Raw genomic sequence first — 22,166 nt, forward strand, 5'->3', positions numbered from 1 at the left:
TAGATGTAAAACTGTTTTTTTGCCGTGAAGCTATTTTGCCCATCTTCGGATGGGCACTTTTCTCCCCTTTAAGGAGTCAGTCTTTTCACTTACGCATTGGTTCATTAATGTAATAAAGGTAAGATGCACTAAAATGGTGCAACGGGGTATTGAATATGGAAACGGCAGACTTACCTGACAACACATTAATTTTAGACTCATTGATACACTCTGTATTGGTTATCAACAAAGAGTTTATTATTTGCTACGCAAATCATTCTGCGTTACAGGTTTTAGCACAAAGCCGTCGAAAATTATTTGAAACGCCTTTCACTGCCCTTTTCAGCTATTACTCTTTTGATGCTGATTTAATGCGTGAAACATTAGCGAATGGACAAAGCTTTACCGACAATGAAGTGATATTGGTTGTAAATAACCAATCACACACAATGTCGCTCAGTGCCCAACCTATTTCCGAGCAACACATTTTGCTGGAGCTGGCGCCTATGGATAGTCAACGCCGGTTAAGCCAAGAGCAGATACAACAAGCACAGCAAATGGCAGCGAGGGAATTGGTTAGGGGGCTGGCACATGAAATTAAAAATCCGTTGGGAGGATTACGGGGCGCGGCTCAATTGCTAGCAAAATCCTTACCTGATCCAGCTTTAACGGAATATACACAAGTCATTATTGAACAAGCTGATCGCCTACGTGTGCTGGTAGACAGATTACTCGGTCCCCAACATCCAGGGACAAAAATACATCAGAGTATTCACCATGTTGTTGAGCGTGTTGCTCAGCTTATTTCGCTCGAATGCCCTGAAAATGTCACCTTACTAAAAGACTACGATCCCAGCTTACCTGAGTTATCACATTACCCAGATCAAATAGAACAAGTACTCCTAAATATTACACGCAACGCCTTACAAGCCGTCGAAAAAACAGGGGGAACGATTATTTTGCGTACCCGTACGGCTTTTCAAATCACACTTCATGGCGAACGTCACCGCCTTGCTGCGCGTATAGATGTGATTGATACCGGTGATGGCATTCCTCCTCATCTACAAGATACGCTTTTTTACCCCATGGTTAGTGGTAGAGAAGGTGGTAATGGATTAGGGCTCTCTATTGCGCGTAATTTAGTGGATCAACATGCAGGTAAAATTGAATTTACCAGTTGGCCCGGAAATACTGAATTTTCTATTTATTTACCAATTAAGTAGGAGATAACCAATGCAAAAAGGAAATGTATGGGTTGTTGATGATGACAGCTCCATTCGCTGGGTACTTGAACGTGCCATTTCTCGTGAAGGTATGTCTTGTAAAGCCTTTGAACATGCGAATGATGTGCTTAATGCACTCAATACAGAACAACCTGATGTATTGTTATCAGACATTCGTATGCCTGATATCGACGGTTTATCTCTTTTAAAAATAATTAAAGAACAATATCCAACTCTGCCCGTTATTATTATGACGGCACATTCTGATCTCGACGCTGCCGTTAATGCCTATCAACAAGGGGCATTTGATTACTTACCAAAACCGTTCGATATCGACGAAACATTGGCATTAATTGACCGCGCCATTACTCATTATCGCGAACAAAAACAACCGAATACCGATGAAACATTGCTACAATCAGTTACAGATATGATTGGTGAAGCACCTGCAATGCAAGAGGTTTACCGTATTATTGGTCGGCTTTCTCGCTCCTCAATTAGTGTACTTATTAATGGAGAATCGGGTACAGGCAAAGAGTTAGTGGCACATGCATTACATCGCCACAGTCCAAGAGCGTCCTCTCCTTTTATCGCGCTAAATATGGCGGCAATTCCTAAAGACTTGATTGAATCAGAGCTTTTTGGTCACGAAAAAGGGGCATTTACAGGCGCCTCTCAAGTACGCCAAGGTCGATTTGAACAAGCAAATGGCGGTTCACTGTTTCTTGATGAAATTGGTGATATGCCTCTTGATATTCAAACACGTTTACTGCGAGTCCTTGCTGAAGGGCAATTTTATCGAGTAGGCGGTTATGCCCCAGTAAAAGTCGATGTACGTATTATTGCCGCAACTCATCAAGACTTAGAAAGGCGAGTTCAAGCCGGTGATTTTCGTGAAGATCTCTATCATCGCCTCAATGTCATACGCATTCAGTTACCACCATTACGCGATAGAACCGAAGATATTCCTAGCTTAGCACGCTATTTTCTGCAAAAAACAGCAAAAGAATTGGGTGTCGAAGCCAAAGTTCTTCATCAGCAAAGTTTACAAATAATGATGGAATACAACTGGTCAGGTAACGTCAGGCAATTAGAAAATGTGTGTCGCTGGTTAACGGTAATGACGGCAAGCCAAGAGATTATGCCTCAAGATTTACCACAAGAAATTCGCCAACCTGATGAGAAAGCAAAAAATATCAGTCGAATTGCTGCTTCTCAACATTGGTCACAGCATCTTTCATTATGGGCAGATGAAGCATTAGGAGAAGGGAAAGAAAACATCTTAACAGATGCATTACCTCAATTTGAACGTACTCTTTTACTAAGCGCCTTAGCATATACGCAAGGGCATAAACAAGATGCAGCACGATTATTAGGTTGGGGCAGAAATACATTAACCCGTAAATTAAAAGAGTTAGGGATAGAGGAATATTGATCCCCTAACCCTTCATCAATTAAATTACACGCGAGAATTGACGTTGGCGCATTTGATTTCGTAAATACGTATCGAAACACATACAAATATTACGAATAAGCAGGCGCCCTCTTGGTGTTACTTGAATACCATCTTTTGTTATTTCAACTAAACCGTCATTCTTCATTGGCACAAGTAATTCTAAATCTTCTTTAAAATAGTCATGGAAGACAATATTGTGCATTTTTTCAATATCAGAAAAACGCAGACTAAAATTACAAATTAAGGTTTTAATCACATCGCGGCGAATACAATCATCATTAGTCAGAGATAAACCTCGCCATAGTGCATTTCCTTCACTATTAACGCGCGCATAATACTCTTTCAATACTTTTTCATTTTGCGCATAGTTATCACCTAACATACTTATTGCAGAAACTCCCATGCCTAATAAATCACACTCTTCATGAGTGGTATAGCCTTGGAAATTACGGTGTAAAATACCTTTACGCTGAGCAACCGCTAATTCATCATCCGGTTTAGCAAAGTGATCCATACCAATAAACTGATAGCCGTTTGTTGTCAGCGTAGAAATTGTCTCTTGTAATATTTCTAACTTCTCTTCTGCTAAAGGGAGATCTTCATCTTTAATTTTACGCTGAGCCGCGAATAAATTAGGTAAGTGCGCATAATTGAAAACACTCAATCTATCTGGTGATAGTTCAATAACGCGTTTTAATGTAAAGGCAAAACTCTCTTTGGTTTGCTTAGGTAAGCCGTAAATTAAGTCAATGCTGGTGGAGTGAAAACCCACTTCACGCGCACGCTCTACCAATGCAAAAATAAATGCTTCGTCTTGCTCACGATTTACTTTTTGTTGCACTTCTTTATTGAAATCTTGCACCCCCATACTCAGGCGATTAAATCCTTCATAACGTAGATGGTCGATAACATCTAGCTCAATTTCACGAGGATCAATCTCAATAGAGAGTTCTGCATTATCAACAAAATGAAAATGGTGACGTAATAGCGAAACCAATCGACTAATCTGTTGCTTATCCAGAAAAGTAGGTGTACCCCCGCCCCAATGCATTTGAGTCACTTTTCTGTCTTTAAAATAGCGTGCTCTGTTAATAATTTCTTTTTCTAAAACATCAAGATATTCATCTGCTTTATGTTTATGGCGCGTAATAATTTTATTACAGCCGCAGAAATAGCACAGCTTATGGCAGAAAGGAATATGAACATAAAGCGATAAAGGGCGCTCATGATAGCGTTGAGTCGCTTTGATAAAATCATCATCGCCATATTGCTGATTAAACTCTAATGCTGTTGGGTATGATGTATAGCGAGGACCTGAATAGTTATACTTATGGATCAGGTCAAGATCCCAAATAATTGTTTGTTCTGACATGCCTCTACCTTCCAAAAGTGAACCGCTGATATCTCATACCAGCAAACAGACATTATGAATATCTGAAAGAATAGTGTAACCAATAAATCGGGAACTGAATATGATCGAAAGAGGTATCGAATAAATCCCTATCTTCTTATTGATAGGCAATAACACTCAAATATATGACGTGATGCAAATCACATTATGTAAAAATAGTCTTATCCATTAAAGATATTCATAAATAAATTAAGTTTATTCAATATGTTAGTGGTTTTAATTCATCGTGAAATATCAGAGGAGAACTTTTACGCCGAGTTTAAAACGATATATTACTCAAAATACGATTTAAATTAATTAAATATCTCGTTATATTAGTTTTATTATTCTTTTATTCCCTCTTAATTCGATGATTATAATAATAGTAACAATTATATCTTTACCTAAATTATAATATTACATATCCTAGAGACAAACATTGATTAATATCCAACTAGGTCGTGTTTTGATTTAAATTTGAGGACTATTTAAAGAATAAAGGTCGCTATATTACAAGGAAAGATAGCATCCCCCATACCTTATCTTATTCTCTTTGACGTTTCTCTTATTTAATCAGTCTCTTTTATATACCCGAATTATGGATTATTAACCACGGAAGGAAACGGACTGGCAACCAAGGATGGTTTATCCTTTCAATGACAACTCCTCTTTTTTATTTACTCTCTATTTCATACTTATTCTGTGATAAATATAGGTAGTATTACCCAACATCAAATAAGAATAATTATTATTTCGCAAATAAAATAAGGCTCTGCTTATTTTAAATTAATTAAACAGAGCCTTTTCATTCTTATGCTTATTTTATTGCATTTGCTTATTCTGCTTCTTTACCATAACTAGGAGAGCGAGGACCATATAGAATACCGTTCGCATTTCCTGCTGAAAGTAAACGTACACTTGTTATACCTGCAATTTGGTAGCTTTTGTCTGATACTGTATTCACAATTTGATTCACAACAGCTGAGACCAACATCCCTACTAAACTACCTGATGAACCGTCTGTTTCCGTACTTGATGCCGTTGCAGAACTACTCCACAACACACCACCATTACGAAGGTCAACAAGCTTAGCAGTAACGGTAACTCGCGTATCACTAGAAATAATTTGATATGTCGTTCCGAACTCTGTGATATCTAAGTATAAAACAGCATCAGCACCAAAGATTTCACGTAGTTTATTAGGACTTACTGCATGAATATCCCCAGCCATGGATAAACCATTTTGCTTAAATGTCTCTTCAACGACAGCAACAGGGAAAACATAATATCCCGCTTCTGCCAAAGGATATGTTACTTGAGATAAGAAACTGTGCCCCGCTCCAACTTCCGTTGTATGGTTTTGAGGTACTAATACAAGAATACTTTTTGGCTTACTCTGTTTAAAGGCAGTGTAATCTGTTTTGATAGGTTGGGCGCAACCCGTTAATACCAACGCAAAAGCCAAGCATATTAAAGCGAATAAGCGACTCATTTTTGCATTCCTTTGTTTTTCATCAGACGATCCATAAATTCCGCTGATTCAGGGTAAAGTACTTTTTCTTCATTAAATTCGGCCATTGCTAAATCTAATGCACCCGTCGCACCATATAACATCCCTAAATGTGCATGTAATCCTGGCGGAATACCCAATGATTTAGCACGAGAAAGCTCAATACTTTTCTTCAATGCATCAATTTGCGCTTGAGGATCACTTTCACTTTGTTGGTAGTGCTGATATACCACTTGTTGATAACTGTCCCAGTTATAAAGTGGTTTAGGGCCACTTGCACAGCCCGTCAGTAATAAAGCCCCAAAAATAAGGCCTATTAATGATTTAGACATCGTTATATCCTTATAAAAGCGTATTATTTTGAAGGCTGCCAAGCATTGCTCTCAATACCTGCAACTAAGTTATTAACTGCTTCACGAATAGCTAAATCAAGCACTTTACCGTTCAGTGTTGAGTCATAGCTTGCTGTTCCACCAAACCCAATGATTTCACGGTTAGAAAGCTCGTATTCACCCGCACCTTGAGATGAGAACACGACTTCTGATGTATTCACATTCACAACGTTTAAATTCACTTTTGCGTAAGCAACCTGTGTTTTACCGCGACCTAAAATACCGAATAATTGACGATCACCGACTTCTTTACGACCAAATTCTGTCACATCGCCAGTGATCACATAAGTAGCGCCTTTCAATTGTTGGCTTTGCCCTTTAATGCCGGCTTCTTCTTTTAATTCAGATAAATTGGCTCGGTCTAATACATTAAAACGCCCTGTTTGTTGTAAGTGCGTCATTAAAATAGTTTTGGATTGATTTCCTAATCTATCAACTCCATCAGAGAAGATCCCATTCATATAACTAGAACGGTTATCAAACTTACCGATAGAAATCGCGCTTTTTGCACCTGTGTAAGTCGTGTTATAGGTTGCTACTTTAGCCACTTCTAAAGAGCGTGAAGATTCTGATGTACACCCTGCTAGTAATGAAGCAGAAATCATGATCAAACCAAACGATAATTTATTTAAATTCATATTAATAACCCAATAAAGGTGAAATAAACCCATAGATATTCATTCTATTAATTGAAGTGGAGTTGATATAAACGGAAATAATACTTTTCAGTTTTAGCTCAAGGAGTCACCCTTAAAAACCTCAGTAATAATAAGGTTAAAAGGTTATCAACCCTTATTTGATAATATAAAGGCAATCAGCGATGGGGAGAATAGAAGATGGATGATAAAAATAATAACAAATAAATATAGAGATAAAACAGAGAATGCTTTATCTATTATTTTTTCAATATCCCTTAAGTCAGTTTAAAATTAAACCTATAAAAAAATGGAAGAGAATTTATATTACTTTGCTATTTAATTAGTTCTTATAAATATTTTCATCTAAAGAAAACATCTAAATCATATGTAATAAAAAACGCGATATAACCAATATTGATTATATCACGCTCATTATTTTCGTTCTTTTTACTCACTAATGCGATAGCAATAAATGCACTATTAGCGATTAGCGTTTTTTCCCAAAAGCTGCTGCTAAAGCATCACCCATTGCGCTATTTCCTGCATTATTACCATTATTCATTGGCTGACGGTTATTACGAGCTGGTTTTTGCCCTTTGTTATTTCTAACAGAATTCGTGGTATTTGATGATGATGGTTTTTTATCACTATCACCCGCGACTTCATCTAAACGCATAGTCAGTGCGATGCGCTTACGAGCTAAATCAACCTCAAGAACTTTAACTTTAACAATATCTCCAGTTTTCACCACAGTATGTGGATCTTCAATAAATCGATCTGCTAAAGAAGAGATATGAACCAAGCCATCTTGGTGTACACCGATATCAACGAATGCACCGAAATTAGTCACGTTGGTCACAGTCCCTTCAAGGATCATGCCACTAACTAAGTCATTCATCGTTTCGACACCTTCAGCGAAAGTCGCCGTTTTAAACTCTGGACGTGGGTCGCGCCCTGGTTTTGCTAACTCTTTTAAAATATCATTAATCGTTGGCAGACCAAACTGCTCTGTAATAAATGCTCTTGCATCTATTTGTGAAATTAAAGCGCTATTACCCATTAAATCATCAATTTTCTGATGGGTAGATTGCAGAATATTTTCAACAATAGGATACGCTTCAGGGTGAACCGTTGAAGCATCAAGCGGGTTTTTACCATCTCGAATACGTAGGAAACCGGCACATTGTTCAAAGGCTTTCGGCCCTAAACGTGCCACTTTGAGTAACTGTTTTCTATCAACAAAACGACCGTTTTCATCGCGCCAGCTAATAATATTTTGAGCAATAGATTGGCTAAGCCCTGCAACACGCGTTAGTAACGGTACTGATGCTGTATTTAAGTCAACACCAACACCATTCACACAGTCTTCAACGACAGTATCAAGTTTTCTCGCTAATAATGTTTGGCTAACATCATGCTGATATTGACCCACACCAATTGACTTAGGATCAATTTTTACAAGTTCAGCCAGAGGATCTTGTAAGCGACGCGCGATAGAAACCGCACCACGGATAGAAACATCTAAATCAGGGAATTCATTAGCAGCAAGCTCTGACGCTGAATATACCGATGCGCCCGCTTCACTAACAATCACTTTTTGCGCTTTCACTTCTGGATAGCGTTTTACTGTTTCAGCAAAAAATCGCTCTGTTTCACGAGACGCCGTACCATTACCAATCGCCACTAATTCAACATTATGCTTAATACATAACGCAGCTACACTTGCCGCCGCTTTATCCGCTTGTCCTGTATGTGGATAAATTGTATCTGTAGCAATTAATTTGCCGGTGCTATCAACAACTGCAACTTTAACACCTGTACGTAAACCTGGATCAAGCCCCATTGTGGCACGCATGCCAGCAGGCGCTGCCATCAACAAATCATTAAGATTACGTGCAAAAACATTAATTGCTTCTTCTTCCGCTTTTTCGCGTAGTTGGCTCATTAATTCGGTTTCAATATGCATTAAAACTTTTATACGCCAAGTCCAGCTTACGACAGCTTTACGCCAACTATCCGCAGGTTGATTATTTAAACGTAACCCTAAATGCTCTGTAACCAGTTGTTCACCGTAGCTCTCTTTGGGTGCTTCTTCAAATTGCGGATCTGGATTAAGTGATAATTGAAGAATACCTTCGTTACGACCACGAAACATAGCTAATGCGCGGTGAGAGGGAACATTAGCGATAGGCTCATGGTGATCAAAATAATCACTAAACTTCGCCCCTTCAGCTTCTTTACCCTCAATCACTTTGGCAACAAGATGCGCATTTTTCCATAAATATTGGCGAACTTTTGCTAATAATCCCGCATCTTCTGAAAAACGTTCCATCAAAATATAACGTGCGCCATCTAAAGCGGCTTTGGTGTCATCAATACCTTTTTCTGCGTTGATATAAGCGGTTGCCGCTTCTTCTGGATTATTTTGTGGTTCATTCCACAGTAAATCCGCTAAGGGTTCTAATCCATTTTCAATCGCTATCTGACCACGAGTACGGCGCTTAGGCTTATAAGGAAGATAGAGATCTTCCAGTTCTGTTTTACTTTGAGTTTCATTAATTGAAGAGCGCAGTTCTGGTGTCAGTTTTCCTTGTTCTTCAATTGATTTTAAAATTGTTTGGCGGCGATCGTTGAGTTCCCGTAAGTAACTGAGGCGAGTTTCTAATTGACGTAATTGCGTATCATCTAATCCGCCTGTGACCTCTTTACGATAACGGGCAACAAATGGCACCGTATTCCCTTCATCCAGTAACGTTATAGCCGAAAGGACTTGCTGGGGCTTAACAGAGAGCTCATCTGCAATAATTCGGCTTAATGATTCATTCATAAAATATTTACCTACCGAGAGGAATAGTTAAAAAAGATGGCTATTATACACGCAGAGCATTAAAAAAATTTGGCAAATTTCCTATCTAGCTCGACAATTATGAGGAAATTAACAGATTATTTTAACATTCACGCTATAGTACCTTTATGAAATTCAATGTTGATGATAGTTTTTATTCGTAATGGCAAAAAGTAACTATATTACTCGTGATGGCTGGTATGCCTTAGATAAAGAGCTAAAATATCTTTGGAAAGAAGAGCGCCCGCGTGTCACACAATCGGTTTCAGAAGCAGCGGCACAAGGTGACCGTTCAGAAAATGCTGAATATATTTATGGAAAGAAGCGATTACGTGAAATTGATAGGCGTGTTCGTTTTTTATCAAAGCGTCTTGATGAACTAAAAATTGTTGACCCAGATCCTCGCCAAGAAGGAAAAGTCTATTTCGGTGCTTGGGTCACGCTTGAAGATAATGACGAAAATATCAAAACCTTTAGGCTTGTGGGCCCCGATGAATTTGATCCAGCAAAACAGTGGATTTCTATTGATTCCCCTGTTGCCAGAGCGCTTATTGGTAAGCAAGTTGATGATGAAATTAGCGTGCAGACACCAGGTGGTGAAGTTAATTACTGCGTATTATCTATCAAATATCATTCAGAATAAGATAAATAAATAGTTTTATCCCCTTTACTAGAGCTAATGAACAAGTTTTATCTATAAATTATTAACATTTATTCTTTGGTTTTGGTTTAATATTCTTATCAATGATAGAATTCGCTAATAAAAGCATTTGCACTTCGGGAGCTTAAAAAATGCAAGAAAGTTATAAAGTGCTAATCGTGGATGATGATTTACGTCTGCGTTCACTCTTAGAGCGCTATTTGACAGAGCAGGGTTTTCAAATCCGTACTGCTGCAAACGCCGATCAGATGGATCGTCTGCTCACTCGCGAATCTATCCATCTTATTGTGCTCGATTTAATGCTTCCTGGTGAAGATGGCCTATCTATTTGCCGCCGCTTAAGAAGCCAAAACAACCCTATTCCTATTATTATGGTTACTGCGAAAGGGGAAGAGGTTGATAGAATTGTTGGACTTGAAATCGGTGCTGATGATTACATCTCAAAACCCTTTAATCCAAGAGAACTACTAGCACGTATTCGCGCAGTTCTTCGTCGTCAAGCAAATGAATTGCCTGGCGCACCTTCACAAGATAACACCATTATCTCTTTTGGTAAGTTCAAGCTAAACCTTGGTACGCGTGAAATGTTCCACGAAGAAGAGCATATGCCTCTGACAAGTGGTGAATTCGCCGTATTGAAAGTACTGGTATCTCACCCTCGTGAACCACTTTCTCGTGATAAATTAATGAGCCTTGCGCGTGGTCGTGAATACAGTGCGATGGAGCGTTCAATCGATGTCCAAATTTCACGTTTACGTCGCATGATTGAAGAGGACCCAACACATCCTCGCTATATTCAAACAGTTTGGGGACTCGGCTACGTCTTCGTTCCTGATGGAACCAGCGTTCAATGAGAAGGCTGAGGCTTTCACCCCACAATAAACTGACACGCTCGTTATTTCTGGTTATCTCGCTACTTTTTTTTAGCTTGATAGCCAGTTATATCGTTGTGCAACACCTTATTGTTGGGCCAAGCCTTCAGCAATTTAATAAAGTTTTAGCGTATGAAATACGCACTTTAATGCCTGAAGAACTGATCCTAGTAGACGGCACCCCGCTAAAAATCTCCCCTGCTTTACGCAATAAAATCTATACCGAACTCGGTATCTCTTTTTTTGATAAAGAAGCCGCGCTTGAGGAAGGACTCTATTGGGCCAAAATCAATGATGAATTAAGTGAACAGATGTCTGAATATCTGGGAGGAAAAACAGAGATCTGGGTTGAAAACACGCTAGAATACCCTGTGCTATGGGTTAATACGCATATGTCCCCCTCACTTTGGATCCGTGTTCCACTCACTGAATTAGGGCAAAACTTCTTACTGCCTGTTTACCGACAAGCGATTATTTTCATTATTATCGTTGTCGCTTTTTTCTGGCTTTATAATCGTTTTCAAAATCGCCCACTTAATGAAGTAGAGTACGCTGCGCGTCGTATCGGAAAAGGCGTTATTCCTCCTCCTATTCCTGAATCTGGCTCTTCTGAAATGCGCTCAATTATTCGTGCTTTTAACCAGATGTCATCAGGTATTCGCTCGCTGGATAATGATAGAACGCTTGTTATGGCAGGTGTTAGCCATGACTTACGTACACCACTGACTCGAATTCGTCTAGCAACTGAAATGATGAGTCCCGAAGATAGTTACCTCGCAGACTCTATCAATAAAGATATCGAAGATTGTGATGCCATTATTGGGCAATTCTTAGACTATATGCGCACAGGTAAAGAGATGTCTTTAGAACTGTGTGATATGAATAATCTATTACAAGAAGTCATTTCAGCTGAATCTAATTTAGGAAAAATCAGTGAAGAACATCTTCATCCTGAACCCATTAATATCACCGCCAACCCTATTGCAGTAAAACGCGCCCTTGCCAATATGATTGTCAATGCCAATCGCTATGGTAATGGTTGGGTCAGTGTTTCGAGTGGGAAAAATGAAGAATATGCATGGTTTCAAGTAGAAGATGATGGCCCAGGTATTCCACAAGAAGATAGACAACGTCTTTTCCAACCTTTTGTTCAGGGCGAACAAGCTCGAAGCTCAACGGGTGCGGGTTTAGGATTATCCATTATTCGCCGTATCATGGATGCCCACGGTGGCTATGTTGAACTTGATGATAGCGTTAAAGGCGGATTATTAATTCGAGCTAACTTCCCATTAAAAGAACGTGAAGACGAGAATGATTAGCCCACTCTATTTCAAATATTGAAGTGCATTTTATTACACCATTTCTATTCTCATTTCTCTCCTCCTATAAATATTTCATCATTTTTTCGCTTTGTCATAAAACTGTCACAATTAAGACATTTAATTGTCATCAAACTGACCTATTGTCTGTGCGTACCGTAACCGAAGTTGATAGATGTCGAAAATTATTCTACCTATCCCACAGGAGGGATTATGAAACTGATGCGTACCACCCTGACTAGTGTCATTGCCGCTGCGTTTTCAATGACCGCTCTTTCTGCACAGGCAACGACCTCACTGACTGGTGCTGGCGCAACGTTCCCTGCCCCAGTTTATGCTAAATGGGCAGATTCCTATCAGAAAGAAACGGGTAACAAAATTAACTACCAAGGCATTGGCTCCTCTGGTGGTGTTAAACAAATCATTGCAAATACTGTTGATTTTGGTGCTTCTGATGCGCCATTAGCAGACGACAAATTACAAGCTGACGGTTTATTCCAATTCCCTACCGTGATTGGTGGCGTTGTTATGGCAGTCAATATTCCTGGTATCAAATCAGGTGAACTGACCTTAGATGGCGACACTATCGGTAATATCTATCTAGGCAAGATCCAGAAATGGAATGACCCTGCCATTACAAAACTCAATCCAGGCGTAAAATTACCAGACCAAAATATCGCGGTTATTCGCCGTGCTGATGGTTCAGGTACATCATTCGTTTTCACTAGCTACTTATCAAAAGTAAATAGTGCATGGAAAGATGAAGTCGGCGCAGGCTCTACCGTAAAATGGCCGACAGGCTTAGGTGGAAAAGGGAATGATGGTATCGCGGCATTCGTTCAACGTGTACCAGGTTCAATTGGTTATGTTGAATATGCTTACGCGAAACAAAACAATCTTGCTTATACTAAATTAGTCACAGCTGATGGCGAGGCAATCGCACCAACAGCTGACAGTTTTAGTGCCGCAGCAAGAAAAATTGATTGGAGCAAAAGCTTTGCACAAGACCTGACTAACCAGAAAGGTGAAAACGCATGGCCGATTACTTCAACCACCTTTATCTTAGTGCATCAAACACAAAAAGATGCCGTAAAAGGTAAAGAAGTACTGAATTTCTTCAACTGGGCTTACGACAAAGGTAATCAGGAAGCGAAAAACCTAGATTACGCAGTATTGCCAACCGAAGTTGTAGAGCAAATTCGTGCAGCATGGAAAACAAGTATCAAAGACAGTAATGGTAAACCGATTTACTAATAAAACGGCAACCATTAAGAGATAAGTTAACGTTCACCCCCTGACAAACAGGGGGTAATAAATTAAAAGAGGCTTTATGGCCGAGCACACAACGGTAATAAAGGCCCCTAGTAAACGAGGGGACGTTATTTTCAGCGCACTAGTTCGCCTAGCTGCGTTGATTACGCTTTTGCTTTTAACAGGTATCATTGTTTCACTGATTTTCGCCTCATGGCCAAGTATTCAACAATTCGGCCTTTCATTCTTATGGTCGAAAGAGTGGGATCCTCCTGCACAGGAATTTGGTGCATTAGTGCCTATTTACGGCACCATTGTGACCTCGATAATCGCATTGGTTATTGCGGTGCCTGTCAGTTTTGGTATCGCCCTTTTCTTAACCGAATTAGCGCCTAACTGGTTAAAACGCCCATTAGGTATTGCTATCGAGTTACTCGCCGCTATTCCTAGTATTGTTTATGGTATGTGGGGGCTGTTTGTCTTCGCACCACTCTTTGCAACCTATTTCCAAGAGCCTGTAGGTAATGTGATGTCCTCCATTCCTATCGTTGGCGAGCTTTTCTCTGGCCCTGCTTTTGGTATTGGTATCTTAGCTGCGGGTGTTATCCTCGCTATCATGATCATTCCTTATATTGCTTCTGTGATGCGTGATGTGTTTGAACAGACTCCCGTTATGATGAAAGAATCTGCCTACGGCATTGGCTGTACAACATGGGAAGTGATTTGGAATATCGTTCTGCCTTATACCCGTAATGGGGTGATTGGTGGTGTTATGTTGGGATTAGGTCGCGCCTTAGGTGAAACCATGGCGGTAACCTTTATCATCGGTAATACCTACCAATTAGATTCAGCCTCACTGTTTATGCCAGGTAACAGTATTACCTCTGCATTAGCCAACGAATTTGCGGAAGCCGAAACGGGGTTACATACTGCGGCATTGATGGAATTAGGGCTTATCTTGTTTGTCATTACCTTTATCGTCCTTGCGATTTCTAAGTTTATGACATTACGTTTATCTAAGAATGAAGGAGCGCGTTAATATGTCCAAAACATCCTCTTCTTCATTACAAGTTCAAACAGAAAGTGAATTGCGTGTACGCCATAAACGCCAACTTTGGCGCCGTCAAAAAAACCGTATCGCGCTGTTTTTATCAGTCTCTACCATGGCATTTGGTCTTTTTTGGTTAACGTGGATTTTATTCTCTACGTTCACAAAAGGCTTTGATGGCATGTCGTTAGCCCTTTTTACTGAAATGACGCCTCCGCCAAATACTGATGGTGGTGGATTGGCGAACGCCATTGTCGGTAGTGGATTACTGATTTTATGGGCGACAGTTATTGGAACACCGTTAGGTATTCTTGCAGGGATTTATCTTGCTGAATATGGTCGTCGTTCATGGCTTGCTGAAACTACCCGTTTTATTAACGATATTTTGCTGTCAGCACCATCAATCGTTGTCGGACTCTTTGTCTACACCATTGTTGTTGCACAGATGCAGCACTTTTCAGGATGGGCTGGAATTATCGCATTAGCGTTACTGCAAATTCCTATTGTTATTCGTACCACTGAAAATATGTTGAAGTTAGTGCCAGATAGCTTGCGTGAAGCCGCTTACGCATTAGGCACACCAAAGTGGAAGATGATCTCTAAAATCACCTTAAAAGCCTCGGTATCAGGCATTATCACAGGTGTGTTATTAGCGATTGCACGTATTGCAGGTGAAACTGCCCCACTGTTATTTACTTCACTATCAAATCAATTCTGGAGCACAGACTTAAACGAACCGATAGCTAACTTACCTGTGACTATCTTTAAGTTCGCCATGAGTCCTTTTGCACAATGGCAAGAGCTTGCTTGGGCTGGCGTATTACTTATCACCCTCTGTGTTCTATTTATCAATATTATTGCGCGCGTGCTGTTTGCTAAACGCAAGCACGGTTAACGCAGAAAGTTAAGCAAGAGAGACGTTGAATGATTATGGCTAATGATAACGCAGGAAATAAAATTCAAGTTCGTGATTTGAACTTCTACTACGGTAAATTCCATGCGCTGAAAAATATCTCTTTAGATATTGCCAAAAATAAGGTGACGGCATTTATCGGCCCTTCTGGCTGTGGTAAATCGACCTTACTGCGTACTTTTAATAAAATGTATGAGCTTTATGGTGAACAACGTGCTGAAGGTGAAATTCTGTTAGATGGCAACAATATCCTGACAGATAAGCAAGATATCGCACTATTACGCGCCAAAGTTGGGATGGTATTCCAAAAGCCAACACCATTCCCAATGTCGATTTATGACAATATTGCCTTTGGTGTCCGCTTATTTGAAAAGCTCTCTCGTGCTGATATGGATGAGCGCGTTCAATGGGCGTTGACCAAAGCCGCATTGTGGAACGAAACCAAAGATAAATTACATCAGAGTGGATATAGTCTCTCTGGTGGTCAGCAACAGCGTTTATGCATCGCTCGTGGTATCGCAATCCGTCCTGAAGTTTTATTACTGGATGAACCTTGTTCTGCTCTCGACCCTATCTCTACTGGTCGTATAGAGGAGCTGATTAGTGAACTCAAATCAGAATATACCGTGGTTATCGTGACACATAACATGCAACAAGCCGCACGTTGTTCTGATTACACTGCATTTATGTATTTAGGCGAATTAATCGAGTTTAGCGATACGGATACGTTATTTACGCGTCCTGCGAAAAAACAAACTGAAGATTACATCACTGGGCGTTATGGCTGATAACGAGGCAATTAATGGATAATTTAAATCACAATAAGCATATTTCTGGTCAATTTAATGCTGAGTTAGAGCATATCCGCACTGAGCTTATGGTTATGGGAGGGCTTGTTGAAGAGCAACTGAAAAAAGCCATTATGGCAATGCATAACCAAGACCAAGCCTTGGCAAATGAAGTGATCCAAGGTGACCATAACGTTAATATGATGGAAGTCGCCATTGATGATGCGTGTATGCGAATTATTGCTAAGCGTCAACCAACAGCGAGTGACTTACGTTTAATTATGGCAATATCAAAAACGATCGCTGAATTAGAACGTATTGGTGATGTTGCTGAAAAAATCTGTAAAACTGCGCTTGAAAAGTTTTCACACCAGCATCAACCTCTGCTTGTGAGCTTAGAATCGTTAGGTCAACACGCCATACAAATGCTGCACGATGTTCTTGATGCTTTTGCCCGTATGGATGTCGATGAAGCAGTGCGTATCTATCGTGAAGATGAAAAAATTGATAATGAGTATGAAGGTATCGTCCGCCAGTTAATGACTTATATGATGGAAGATCCTCGCACCATTCCAAGTGTGCTAACCGCTTTATTTTGTGCTCGTTCTATTGAACGTATTGGCGATCGTTGCCAGAACATTTGTGAATTTATTTTCTATTACGTGAAAGGTCATGATTTCCGCCATCTTGGTGGTGATCAAGTAGAAAGAATGCTGACAAAAAACGACGACAACAACACCTCTAAATAAATTTCTCTCTCTTTTTCTTCTCTTCAAAACAGCGACGTTTATGTCGCTGTTTTTTTATTCTCTCATAAATTAATACCGTTCTAGCTCAACGCTTTTTCTCACCTTATTCCTTAAAAGCATATCGATATCAATTTTTATTATTTTATGAACTTAGATCAACTTGATAGCGTGATATCCAACATAACGATGATAATTCTTTTTCTTTGGGGTGAATATGAAATTACGTGTTTTGGCAACTGCATTAATTGCAGGCTCTGTGCTTTTCTCTGGTATTGCAAAAGCAGATAAACTCGATGATATAAAAAAAGCAGGTGTAGTACGTATCGCGATTTTTGATAGCAATCCTCCTTTTGGCTTTATTGATCCTCAAACCAAAAAACTCGCAGGTTATGATGCGGATATCGCCAACGAGATCGCCAAAGATTTAGGTGTAAAACTGGAACTACGTCCAACTAATCCAGCAAACCGTATTCCACTGTTAAGCTCAAAAAAAGTCGATTTGATCGCGGCTAACTTCACCATCACGGATGAACGCGCTAAACAAGTCGATTTCTCTGTACCTTACTTTGCAACAGGGCAAAAATTCATTGCACGCAAAGGTGTTTTAACCAAACCTGAACAAATCCACTCACTGCGTATTGGTGCTGATAAAGGTACCGTACAAGAAATCACTTTACGTGAACGCTATCCTGACACCAAAGTTATCTCTTATGACGATACACCACTCGCTTTCGCTGCATTACGCAATGGTAACGTACAAGCTATCACGCAAGATGATGCAAAACTCGTGGGTTTATTAGCAAATTTACCTGATGCTGTAAAAACTGACTTTGAAATCTCACCGTTTAGCATTACGCGTGAATACCAAGCGGTAGCCGCCGCTAAAGGCGAAGATCGCTTAATCAACGAAATCAACAACACGCTATTAAGATTAGAAAAAGAAGGCAAAGCAGGCGAAATCTACAATCGTTGGTTTGGCCCTGAAACAAAATCAGCGCAACCTCGTGGCGATTTCAAATTTGCTCCATTATCAGAGCAAACACCACAATCTTGATCCTTAAAGCGTAATAACTTTCTTCTCTCATTAAAAACAAAGTTATTCCTTTATTAAAACACCTACCCCGCTTCTGCGGGGTTTGGTGTCTGCAATAGGTTTATTATATGTTTGAGCAATTTCTTTCACATTACCTTCTTGAGCCACACTATTTAAGCTGGCTTTGGAACGGTTTTCTAATCACCTTGCTTATCTCTTTTTGGACTATTGTCATTGCAACATTAATGAGCTTTGCCCTCAGTGCTGCAAGAGATAGCGCTTTTGTACCATTACGCTGGTTGGCCACTGCTTATACTTCACTGTTCCGTAATACACCACTGTTAGTGCAGTTGTTCTTCTGGTATTTCGCATCAGGAGAAATTCTGCCGCAAAGTGCCATGATGTGGCTAAATACGCCTCATGAAATTTCCTTTCTAGGATTAACGCTTGCTTGGCCTTCTTTTGAGTTTTTAGCTGGCATTGTAGGTCTGACATTTTACTCAACCCCATTTATTGCCGAAGAGCTAAGAGCCGGTATTCAAGGTGTTAAACAAGGGCAAAAATATGCCTCTTTAGCACTAGGGTTAACACAGTGGCAATCTATGCGTTATGTGATTTTACCTCAAGCCTTTCGTATTGCTCTGCCTCCTTTGCTGGGTCAATACATGAATGTGATAAAAAACTCATCACTGACTATGGCTATTGGTGTTGCGGAGCTTTCTTACGCATCAAGACAAGTTGAAACCGAATCATTACGTACCTTTGAAGCCTTTGGTGTCGCAACCATTCTTTATATTGCAGCAATAGCCTTGATGGAAGCGTGGGGACAATGGCATCAGCAACGTAAATTAGCACAAGGGTATTAAATATGGACTTTACTGTTATTGCTGATAACTGGCAGTACCTACTCTTCGGCGCTTATCCTGACGGGCCTTTAGAAGGCGCAGCGCTGACCGTCTTTATCAGTATCATTGCGGGTATTGCATCTATTATTTTGGGTACATTGGGTGGTATTGCACTGGCTATGCTCAGAGGTGTATGGGTTAACCTTTTTGCGGCTTTTTTAGGCTTTTTCCGTGCTATTCCTGTGATTATGTTGATATTTTGGGTCTATTTTCTATTGCCCGTTGTATTGGGAATGGAAATTCCTGAAATCACGACCGTGATTTGTGCTCTCACGTTGATTACATCGTCTTATATTGCGCACGGTGTCAAAGCGGGTATTTTGGCAATAGGGAAAGGGCAATGGCAGGCAGGATTATCTTTAGGATTTAATCGTTGGCAAGTCCTATGGCATATCGTATTACCGCAAGCATTGCGAATGATGGTGCCTTCATTTATAAATCAGTGGATAGCCTTAATTAAAGATACTTCATTAGCCTATGTGGTGGGTGTAGGTGAACTTTCTTTCTTAGCAACACAAGTTAATAATCGCAGCATGGTTTATCCAATGGAAGTCTTTCTATTTGTGGCCTTCATCTATTTTGTTCTCTGTTTCTCATTAGAAATTATTGCCAACAAAATAGCCAAATTATTTTCAACACAAAAAGAGAAACGTCCTTTTTGGCAAATAATCTTTCCTGTTAAAAAACAGAAATTCATTGAGAAACGTTTAGGTTAATCACTCAAAAGCACTCATTTTCTAGATTTCATCCCTTACAGACGCAATCGATTACTTTTTTAGGTGCGGTTCTGGTTTTATTTGTGTAGGATAAAGCGAAAAACATTTTTTTTGGGATCTTTTGTCTATGAGCATGTCATCACCAAATTCTGGTTCACAGGGTTTGCTCCAACGTGTGTTTAAGCTACAAGAACACGGTACAAACGCTCGCACTGAACTAATTGCGGGTATCACGACTTTCTTAACGATGGTTTATATTATCTTCGTTAACCCTCAAATCCTCGCTGCTGCGAATATGGATATCAAAGCCGTCTTCGTGACGACCTGCTTAATTGCAGCTTTCGGCAGTATTTTAATGGGACTCGTTGCAAATTTACCTATTGCGGTTGCCCCTGCAATGGGTCTAAACGCCTTCTTTGCCTTTGTCGTCGTTGGCGCAATGGGCTATTCATGGGAAGTCGCGATGGGTGCGATTTTCTGGGGTGCAGTAGGACTATTTTTACTGACCCTCTTTCGTATTCGTTATTGGATAATTGCCCATATCCCATTGAGTTTACGTGTTGGTATTACGAGCGGTATCGGGCTGTTTATCGCCATGATGGGGCTAAAAAACTCGGGTATTATTATTCCGAATAATGACACCATCGTCACTATTGGTAACTTTGCCTCTCATAACGTGTTATTAGGTGCCTTAGGCTTTTTTATTATCGCCATTCTTGCCGCACGTAATATTCACGCCGCAATTCTTATCTCAATTGTTATCACCACTGTTATTGGTCTTCTCTTAGGGGATGTTCAATATCAAGGCATCTTTGCTATGCCGCCTTCTATCACCACTGTTGTTGGCAAAGTGGATATTGTCGGTGCTTTAGATATTGGTCTTTCTGGTGTTATTTTTGCCTTTATGTTGGTTAACTTATTTGACTCATCAGGCACATTAATTGGTGTAACAGATAAAGCGGGTCTAACCGATGACAAAGGCAAATTTCCACGCATGAAACAAGCGTTATACGTCGATAGCTTAAGTTCTGTTGCAGGCTCTGCAATGGGTACATCTTCTGTCACTGCCTTTATCGAAAGCACTTCAGGGGTTTCTGTTGGTGGCCGTACAGGCTTAACCGCGGTTGTTGTTGGTATTCTTTTCCTACTCGCTATCTTCCTATCACCACTTGCAGGCATGGTGCCAAGCTACGCAACGGCTGGCGCATTGATTTATGTGGGTGTGTTAATGACATCAAGTTTAACGCGCGTGAAATGGGATGATTTAACAGAATCTGTTCCTGCCTTTATCACTGCGGTAATGATGCCATTTAGCTTCTCAATCACCGAAGGTATTGCGCTTGGTTTTATTGCCTATTGTGTGATGAAAATAGGGACTTTCCGCTGGAAAGAAATTAACCTGTGTGTTGTGATTGTTTCACTACTGTTTATTTTAAAAATATTACTGATTGATACTCATTTTATTGATTTGAATAATTTATTCTAATACTCAATAAATTAAGATCATTATGATACAGACAAAACGGCACCAATAACGTGCCATTTTTTATAAGAAAAGAGGTGATTATGCACGTGCTTCTACAAGTAGATTTCCCGTATCATGGCCCTTTCGGTGATGAAATGACACAAGCCATGGATACATTATCTGCATCAATCAACCAAGAGCCTGGCTTTATTTGGAAAATTTGGACTGAAAATAAAGAAACACAAAAAGCGGGAGGTATTTATCTTTTTGATTCAAAAGAAAACGCTCAAGCTTATTTAGATAAACACAGTGCTCGATTAAAATCTTTTGGTATTCCAGAAGTACGTGGTGATATTTTTTCAGTAAATCAGGCGTTAAGCTTAAAAAATCAAGCCTCTTTTTTGGCTAAGTAGCGACAAGCACAAGTGTTATATCTCACTTGTGCCTTTCTATTTTCTGCAATTACTCTACTTTGGGGGGCAATAACAACCCAAAAATAGCAGAATCAGACACTTCATCACCCACAATCCAACGCTGTTTAAGATACCCTTCTTGTTCAAAACCTAATTTCGCTAACAACGCAGCTGATGCTTTATTATCTGGGTGGATATCCGCTTCTAAACGGCGAACAGATAGATGTGTATGGAGATACTCAATAAACGCCACCATAGCTTCTTTCATCATGCCTTTTCCTTGATAAATTGTATCAAGGCAATACCCTATTTCACCACGTCGTGAATTAGGATAATGGTTAAAGAAAACACACATTCCCATTAATGTATGTGTTGCCTTATCAATTACCGCTAAGCGCAGATACTCTTTTCTTTCCATATGAGTGATATCTTGAATAATATCTTCCTGCGCTTCTTGCAGTGATTGCCAAGGGAGATGGCTCCAGTAGCGCGTCACTTCAGGTGAACTCATGATCTTAAACCAATCTTCAGCATCCCCCATTTCAAAGGGACGCAATATCAATCTTTCTGTTTCGACCCGAATATCAGCGTAACGCATCT

21 protein-coding genes are annotated in these 22,166 nt (G+C 39.9%); 15 read left to right on the forward strand and 6 right to left on the reverse strand.

Annotated elements, in window-relative coordinates; translation table 11 throughout:
* The first annotated feature begins 155 nt into the window (after positions 1-155).
* Both glnL and glnG read left to right on the forward strand, forming a co-directional pair.
* Entirely contained in the window at positions 156-1,202 is a 1,047-nt protein-coding gene (gene glnL / locus ACNART_RS12525; RefSeq protein ID WP_109373678.1) for a nitrogen regulation protein NR(II), read from the forward strand.
* A 10-nt stretch (positions 1,203-1,212) separates the two neighbouring features.
* Complete coding sequence (glnG, locus tag ACNART_RS12530) at positions 1,213-2,637, forward strand: nitrogen regulation protein NR(I) (RefSeq protein WP_196534075.1); 1,425 nt, start codon at positions 1,213-1,215, stop codon at positions 2,635-2,637.
* 19 nt (positions 2,638-2,656) lie between these two features.
* On the opposite strand, the gene hemN is transcribed toward glnG, so the two are convergent.
* The 5 genes from hemN to ACNART_RS12555 all read right to left on the reverse strand — a co-directional run bounded on the left by hemN (position 2,657) and on the right by ACNART_RS12555 (position 9,415).
* A complete protein-coding gene (gene hemN, locus ACNART_RS12535; protein ID WP_198626298.1) occupies positions 2,657-4,030 on the reverse strand; it encodes an oxygen-independent coproporphyrinogen III oxidase in 1,374 nt (457 codons plus the stop codon).
* 853 nt (positions 4,031-4,883) lie between these two features.
* Positions 4,884-5,540, reverse strand: a complete 657-nt coding sequence (locus tag ACNART_RS12540) for a DUF799 domain-containing protein (protein ID WP_198620081.1) — start codon at positions 5,538-5,540, stop codon at positions 4,884-4,886.
* On the reverse strand, positions 5,537-5,890 hold the full coding sequence (locus ACNART_RS12545) for a DUF4810 domain-containing protein (protein ID WP_198620082.1): 354 nt from the start codon (positions 5,888-5,890) through the stop codon (positions 5,537-5,539). Before ACNART_RS12545 ends, ACNART_RS12540 begins: the two co-directional genes overlap by 4 nt.
* A 23-nt stretch (positions 5,891-5,913) precedes the next feature.
* Positions 5,914-6,588: a CsgG/HfaB family protein gene (locus ACNART_RS12550; RefSeq protein WP_349443207.1), complete on the reverse strand. Its 675-nt coding sequence runs from the start codon at positions 6,586-6,588 to the stop codon at positions 5,914-5,916.
* Positions 6,589-7,075: 487 nt separating this feature from the next.
* Positions 7,076-9,415: a Tex family protein gene (locus tag ACNART_RS12555; protein ID WP_198632409.1), complete on the reverse strand. Its 2,340-nt coding sequence runs from the start codon at positions 9,413-9,415 to the stop codon at positions 7,076-7,078.
* Between the two features lie 181 nt (positions 9,416-9,596).
* Here ACNART_RS12555 and greB point away from each other — a divergent pair, with 181 nt between their 5' ends.
* The 13 genes from greB (at position 9,597) to ACNART_RS12620 (ending at position 21,566) form a co-directional block, all read left to right on the forward strand.
* On the forward strand, positions 9,597-10,076 hold the full coding sequence (greB, locus tag ACNART_RS12560) for a transcription elongation factor GreB (protein ID WP_416303608.1): 480 nt from the start codon (positions 9,597-9,599) through the stop codon (positions 10,074-10,076).
* A gap of 149 nt (positions 10,077-10,225) precedes the next feature.
* Complete coding sequence (gene ompR, locus ACNART_RS12565; RefSeq protein ID WP_198620084.1) at positions 10,226-10,948, forward strand: two-component system response regulator OmpR; 723 nt, start codon at positions 10,226-10,228, stop codon at positions 10,946-10,948.
* A complete protein-coding gene (envZ, locus tag ACNART_RS12570) occupies positions 10,945-12,285 on the forward strand; it encodes a two-component system sensor histidine kinase EnvZ (RefSeq protein WP_198626295.1) in 1,341 nt (446 codons plus the stop codon). The genes ompR and envZ overlap by 4 nt, the downstream gene beginning before the upstream one ends.
* A 213-nt stretch (positions 12,286-12,498) precedes the next feature.
* Entirely contained in the window at positions 12,499-13,539 is a 1,041-nt protein-coding gene (gene pstS / locus ACNART_RS12575) for a phosphate ABC transporter substrate-binding protein PstS (protein WP_109373686.1), read from the forward strand.
* Positions 13,540-13,615: 76 nt separating this feature from the next.
* The gene (pstC, locus tag ACNART_RS12580) at positions 13,616-14,575 is read left to right on the forward strand and encodes a phosphate ABC transporter permease PstC (RefSeq protein WP_109373687.1); all 960 of its coding nucleotides are present in this window, start codon (positions 13,616-13,618) and stop codon (positions 14,573-14,575) included.
* A 1-nt stretch (position 14,576) separates the two neighbouring features.
* A complete protein-coding gene (gene pstA, locus ACNART_RS12585) occupies positions 14,577-15,479 on the forward strand; it encodes a phosphate ABC transporter permease PstA (RefSeq protein ID WP_109373688.1) in 903 nt (300 codons plus the stop codon).
* A 29-nt stretch (positions 15,480-15,508) separates the two neighbouring features.
* Positions 15,509-16,285 carry a phosphate ABC transporter ATP-binding protein PstB gene (gene pstB, locus ACNART_RS12590; protein ID WP_006534565.1) on the forward strand — a complete coding sequence of 259 codons (777 nt, stop codon included), beginning with the start codon at positions 15,509-15,511 and terminating at the stop codon, positions 16,283-16,285.
* 14 nt (positions 16,286-16,299) lie between these two features.
* Positions 16,300-17,034 (forward strand): phosphate signaling complex protein PhoU, encoded by a 735-nt coding sequence (phoU, locus tag ACNART_RS12595; RefSeq protein ID WP_198620087.1) that lies wholly within the window; start codon positions 16,300-16,302, stop codon positions 17,032-17,034.
* A gap of 214 nt (positions 17,035-17,248) precedes the next feature.
* A complete protein-coding gene (locus tag ACNART_RS12600) occupies positions 17,249-18,088 on the forward strand; it encodes an ABC transporter substrate-binding protein (protein WP_198620088.1) in 840 nt (279 codons plus the stop codon).
* Positions 18,089-18,195: 107 nt separating this feature from the next.
* Positions 18,196-18,933, forward strand: coding sequence for an amino acid ABC transporter permease (locus tag ACNART_RS12605; protein ID WP_198620089.1), 738 nt, complete (start codon positions 18,196-18,198; stop codon positions 18,931-18,933).
* Positions 18,934-18,935: 2 nt separating this feature from the next.
* Positions 18,936-19,688, forward strand: a complete 753-nt coding sequence (locus ACNART_RS12610; RefSeq protein ID WP_198620090.1) for an amino acid ABC transporter permease — start codon at positions 18,936-18,938, stop codon at positions 19,686-19,688.
* Positions 19,689-19,815: 127 nt separating this feature from the next.
* Entirely contained in the window at positions 19,816-21,174 is a 1,359-nt protein-coding gene (locus ACNART_RS12615; protein WP_368927538.1) for an NCS2 family permease, read from the forward strand.
* A gap of 80 nt (positions 21,175-21,254) precedes the next feature.
* Positions 21,255-21,566 carry a monooxygenase gene (locus ACNART_RS12620; protein WP_198620091.1) on the forward strand — a complete coding sequence of 104 codons (312 nt, stop codon included), beginning with the start codon at positions 21,255-21,257 and terminating at the stop codon, positions 21,564-21,566.
* 49 nt (positions 21,567-21,615) lie between these two features.
* Here ACNART_RS12620 and ACNART_RS12625 read toward each other — a convergent pair whose 3' ends face one another.
* Positions 21,616-22,164 (reverse strand): GNAT family N-acetyltransferase, encoded by a 549-nt coding sequence (locus ACNART_RS12625; RefSeq protein ID WP_416303609.1) that lies wholly within the window; start codon positions 22,162-22,164, stop codon positions 21,616-21,618.
* Positions 22,165-22,166 lie beyond the last annotated feature (2 nt).

Source organism: Proteus sp. LHD240705, assembly GCF_047921555.1.
Classification (GTDB): Bacteria; Pseudomonadota; Gammaproteobacteria; order Enterobacterales; family Enterobacteriaceae; genus Proteus.